General features: G+C 44.0%; 4 protein-coding genes. 3 read left to right on the top strand and 1 reads right to left on the bottom strand.

Going from position 1 to position 5,069, the window contains the following annotated elements; all coding sequences use genetic code 11:
• Positions 1 to 37: 37 nt before the first annotated feature.
• Entirely contained in the window at positions 38 to 1,993 is a 1,956-nt protein-coding gene (locus A9239_RS08595) for a replication factor C large subunit (RefSeq protein WP_048120923.1), read from the bottom strand.
• A gap of 498 nt (positions 1,994 to 2,491) precedes the next feature.
• Between A9239_RS08595 and mtxX the strand changes: the two genes are divergently transcribed.
• The 3 genes from mtxX to mtrH all read left to right on the top strand — a co-directional run bounded on the left by mtxX (position 2,492) and on the right by mtrH (position 4,970).
• The gene (gene mtxX / locus A9239_RS08590; RefSeq protein WP_048120925.1) at positions 2,492 to 3,349 is read left to right on the top strand and encodes a methanogenesis marker protein Mmp4/MtxX; all 858 of its coding nucleotides are present in this window, start codon (positions 2,492 to 2,494) and stop codon (positions 3,347 to 3,349) included.
• Positions 3,346 to 3,939: a tetrahydromethanopterin S-methyltransferase subunit A gene (locus tag A9239_RS08585; protein ID WP_080941563.1), complete on the top strand. Its 594-nt coding sequence runs from the start codon at positions 3,346 to 3,348 to the stop codon at positions 3,937 to 3,939. The genes mtxX and A9239_RS08585 overlap by 4 nt, the downstream gene beginning before the upstream one ends.
• A gap of 98 nt (positions 3,940 to 4,037) precedes the next feature.
• Positions 4,038 to 4,970 (top strand): tetrahydromethanopterin S-methyltransferase subunit H, encoded by a 933-nt coding sequence (mtrH, locus tag A9239_RS08580; protein WP_048120927.1) that lies wholly within the window; start codon positions 4,038 to 4,040, stop codon positions 4,968 to 4,970.
• Positions 4,971 to 5,069: the final 99 nt, after the last annotated feature.

Below are 5,069 nucleotides of genomic sequence, written 5' to 3'. Positions count from 1 at the left end.
ACTAACAGAAATTAAGAAAATAAATAAGGTCAGAAAATTAGAAGTCGAAAAGCGTTTTTTGTGTTTTTGACTCAGCTTTTTTAGGAGTTTCACTGGCTTTGACCTCAGATTTTTCAGACTTATCTGAAACTTTTTTGACAATGAGCTCACGAGTTATAGGTTCCCTGGATCTGGAAAATTCGAGAGAGATGCTATTTTCTATAGGTTCAGAGCCAGAAAAAGCTTCCTTCTCAAAAGGTTCAGGCAGGGATGAAGAATTCTTAACCTTAAGATTATCGTGTTCAGATAAACTGGATGTAAGGCTACCAGGTTTGAGCTCGACCTCATTAAGCCTGGCCTGATTCTGTTCCGGTATAAGAGTATTGGAAGTAACACTGTCAGGCATAAGGGCATCAGATGTAAGAGCATCAGGTGTAAGGGCATCAGATGTAAGAGTATCAGGTGTAAGAGAATCAGGTGTAAGGATATCGGAAGTATTATTTTCCGAGTTCGTAGTTTCTGGAGTAATCTCAAGTGAGATATCAAGACCAAAGTTAAGAGTTTTCTGCCCGCCCTGTGAAGTCCTGGAGTTGGGAACTTCGAGACTCTCGGAATGTTTTCCAGCTTTTTCCTTCGGAGTTTTAATCAAGAAGCTAGAAAGGTCCTCTTTACTATTTTCTGAGGAGGCAGGAGCCCTGAAAAACTCAGTTCCATCAGATTCTTTTCCTTCAAGGAGAAGTTCCTGCGCCCTGTCGTAGATTTTCTGCAGCTTTTTACTAGCTTTTGTGCTCCCCGAGAGATATATCAACTCCTCAAGTTCAAGCCCGAGGCCCGCAGTAATTTCGATCGCGGATTCTTCATTCTTTAACATGAGAGAGTAAAGCTCCAGCAGATTATTTCTTGAATAACGCATGGACTCGAAGTTGTGTTCTCCAACTTTAGAAGCTATATTATCCCTGAGGTTTCGTTTCGAACGTATCTGCCCCATTTTCTTCCAGAGAGAAGGAGACTGATACTTGATAAATCCGGGGTATGGCCGTGTCTTTGAGACTGCAGTTCCGCAGACCATCAACATGCTCGCATACCTCCACATCCCATAGTTCTGGCGTTTTTTTACGCGCCCAAGGTAAAGATCGGCCCTTGAGAGATAACCAAAGCCAGTTTTTATATCCTCAAGATTTCCATCCTTAGATGCATACTGGAAAGGCAGGTTTTCATCTATCCAGTGTACAAGATCTTCAGGGCTTTCATCAAGCCCACGAGATGCTTCCAAAGCCTTTTTACAGTCCGTGCTCTTAAAGATTCTCTGCATTGCCTTGAAGATGTTTTCTTTTACATCTCTGCCTGAAGTGCTGATATCCTCAACTTCCAGCGCTTTCCTTCCGGTAGCTGCAGCCTGAAGGTCGTTAATTGCACTTCTTAGATCTCCTCCCGCCCCTTCAGCGATTTTCTGGACTGCATCCGGGCTGCATAAAATTTCTTCGCTCTCGCAGACCTTCTTCAAAGCAGGGACCATAGAACGGCTCTGTACGGACCCGAACTTTATTTCCAGACAGAGGTTCCTGATAGTAGGAGTCAACCCATAAATATCGTTTGCAATCAGCACTATGGGTTGAAGTGTGCTCTTTATAATTCCTGCAATAGCTCGCATTCCACCCCTGTCTGCAGTCCCGTGAATATTGTCCGCTTCGTCCAGGATAATCAGACGTTTTCCTCCAAAGAGGGTATTCATTGAAGCTGCCGATCCCGCAACCTTTTCAATAACACCTGCAGTCCTCTGGTCACTTGCATTGAGTTCGATGACTTCCCAGCCCAGATCGCGGGCAAGAGCATGGGCAGTAGAGGTCTTCCCTACTCCTGCAGGTCCATGAAGGATCACTGCCCTCCTCTCTGGAATGCCTGAAAGCCACTTCTCAGCCCAGGTCCGCAAATCCTGCACCGCCTTCTTGTTCCCTACAATCTCCTTCAGGGTCTGTGGGCGGTATTTCTCAGCCCATTCAATTGCCAACGTCATCTTAAACCATACCAATAAAAAAAGAACTCATTATTAACTCTATACATTTTAATCTTTTAACTATTCAAATGCTTTTGTTCTTACAATCCCCTGCTTTCGATTTTTAAATGACAACGCTAAATTTACACTTTGATATGTGTTAAAGTCTTTTTGCTCTCATAAAAATAATACCTTCAATCGCCAGAACAAATTTGGGCAGAAAAACGCGTATTCATATTCCCTTTCATCCCGGCTGCAAATATCTTCCTTAATGTTAGCCCACTAACATTTTCTAATCAATCAAGAATACGAAGAGTACGAAAAAACTCAATCTGACTATATCTTTGAGTAAGGTGAAAATATATCTTTTCTTACCCATAATTCAGCCCTCTTGAGCGAACGAAGTGAGCGAAAAGGGCACCGTCCTCCCGAGACGGGACTCGGGGGACAAAATTAATTAATGATCGTGTTTGTACTTCTTTGAACTACTTAAAATCTTACACAACAGTCAGGATGCATATGGAAAAGAATAGCATGAATGCCCTCCTTGAGGCCATCGAAATGAGGGCCAGGGCTAACAAGGCCAGAGTAGCTATGGGAATAAGGGATCCAACTCCCAAAATGCTCGAAAGTGCCTGGAAAGCCCAGGAACTGGGATATGCACAGGTCGTCCTGGTGGGGATTAAGAAGGAAATTGATCAGATCGGCACAGAACTCGAGGTAGTGGATACAGAGGAGCCCGAGAAGACTCTTACAGAACTTATGATTTCAAGAAAAGTCGATGCAGTAATAAGAGGTACTGCAAGAGCATCGGGAGCCCTGGTTCACCTTAAAGAGGCTCTAGGAAAGAAAAGAATCTGCCGGCTTGCCCTGCTCCTTACAGTTGACGGGACACCTTTCTTTCTCGCCCCTGTAGGAATTGATGAAGGGAATACCATTTCAGATAAACTCAGAATGATAAAGCTCGGCGCCGACCATATAAGGAGATTTGGGATAGAGCCCAGGGTCGGCGTGCTGTCAGGGGGCAGGATTGGAGACATAGGAAGAAACAAACGTGTGGACAGGACTCTTGCAGACGGAGAATTCGTGACAAGGCGAGCTGTTGAACTTGGGATCAATGCTAAGCATTATACAATTCTTATTGAAGATGCCATAAAAGAATCGAACTTTATCGTTGCCCCTGATGGAATTTCGGGAAACCTCATCTTCAGGACAATTGCTTTCCTGGGTGGAGGTGACGGGCTTGGAGCTCCGGTGCTCATGGATGATTATGTTTTTGTAGATACATCAAGGGTAGGTGGACATTTTACGAAAGCCATAATGCTTGCAAGTGCACTGTCTCACCTGAATAAGGAAAGAAAAAAGGTGATTTATTGAAAGACATTGCAGAGATATGGCCGATAGTAAAAGGCGACTACACGATAGGAAATCCGAAGTCTCGGATTGCAGTGGTAACTCTTGCGAGCCAGATAAATCCCTCGCCTGAAGCGGCCCTATGGGGGAGCTCAAAAACCGAAAATCTGGGAGTCGAAAAAATAATCGTAAATACCATCTCAAATTCCAACATAAGGTACATCCTTATCTGCGGGACGGAATCTAGGGGACACCTGGCAGGCCATTCCCTACTCGCAATCCATGCAAACGGGATTGACGAAAAAGGAAGAATTATTGGTTCTGAGGGAGCTATCCCTTTCATAGAAAACATATCTAAAGAAGCAGTCAAACGCTTTCAGCAACAGGTAGCGCTTCTTGACAGGATAGGACTGACAAACCTCGAGGAAATAATGAAAATTGTGAGAAAATATAAGGATCGAGGTGAAGTTTACCCTGGGGAACCTCTTGTAGCTATTTCCCAGAAGAAAAAACAATCTACTTTCACAATTCCTCATTCAGGTGATATAATAGTCTCCGAAGAATTTGTCATGGACTCAACTGCAGGAGTTGTCTGCACGACAAAGGAGCTTTAATTTTCAATTCAGAGATCTACTTCGAATGTACATTATTCGAGCGCAAATTACCGTGTTTTGAAACAAATACTAGCCTGTAGATTTTGAAGGTGTAAAAAATGTTTAAGTTTCAGAAAGAACAGGAAATCGTTAACATCGCAGGAGTGAAGATAGGTGGACAGCCAGGAGAGCTTCCGACCGTGCTTGCAGGCACTATCTTTTATGATAAGCATGAAATAGTAAAAGACGTTGCAAGAGGCCTGTTTGACCGGGATGCTGCCGAAAAACTGATAAATCTGCAGGAATCAAGTGCGGAAGAAACCGGAAACCCGCATATAATCCACATTTTCGGTACTACCCCTGAAAGCATTACCCGTTACATTGACTTTGTGGCCGACATTTCAGAAGCTCCTTTTCTTATCGATTCCCCTGAAGGAGCCGTGCGTTCATATGCTGCAGAATATGTTAGCGAAATTGGGCTTGCAGACAAAGCAATCTATAACTCCATAAACATGAGCATAAATGCTTCTGAAATTGAAGCTCTTGCTCTATCTGATATTGACAGCTCGATAATCCTTGGCTTCAATGCAACGGACTCATCCCTGCGGGGCAGGATGGAAATACTGGAAAATGGGGCAGGCCTCCTGGAAGAGGGATTACTTTCAATTGCAGACAGATGTGGAATAATTAACAAGCTTATAGATCCGAGCATTACTCCTATGGGAAATGGAGCAGGCGTAGCCCTGAAGATGACGATTACCGCAAAAGCAAAATGGGGGCACCCCACCGGCTCGGGAATCCACAACGCACCTTCATCCTGGAACTGGCTGAATAAGAAGAAAGAGAAAGACCCTATTCTCTACAAAATCTGTGATGTGGGTTCAACCTGCTTGCAGCAGGCAGCAGCTGGAGATTTCATCCTCTATGGACCCATCGAGCATGCCCCATACATATTTCCTATGGCTGCCATGAGCGATATAATGATTTCTGAGGCTGTAGCTGACCTCGGCATAGAGCCTGCTTCCCGGCATCCTATAAACCTGCTTGTATAATTTCCGAGTCTTGCAAGTCTTTTTAAAAAATTGCTTGCCCGCAACCCTTTTGAAAAAATTACTTGCCCGCAACCCTTTTGAAAAAGGCTTGACCGAAAA

The sequence above is a fragment of the Methanosarcina sp. A14 genome, assembly GCF_001729375.1.
GTDB lineage: Archaea > Halobacteriota > Methanosarcinia > Methanosarcinales > Methanosarcinaceae > Methanosarcina > Methanosarcina barkeri.
The sequence above is the reverse complement of the archived record's forward strand: the minus strand, read 5'-3'. Positions and strand labels throughout refer to the sequence as shown.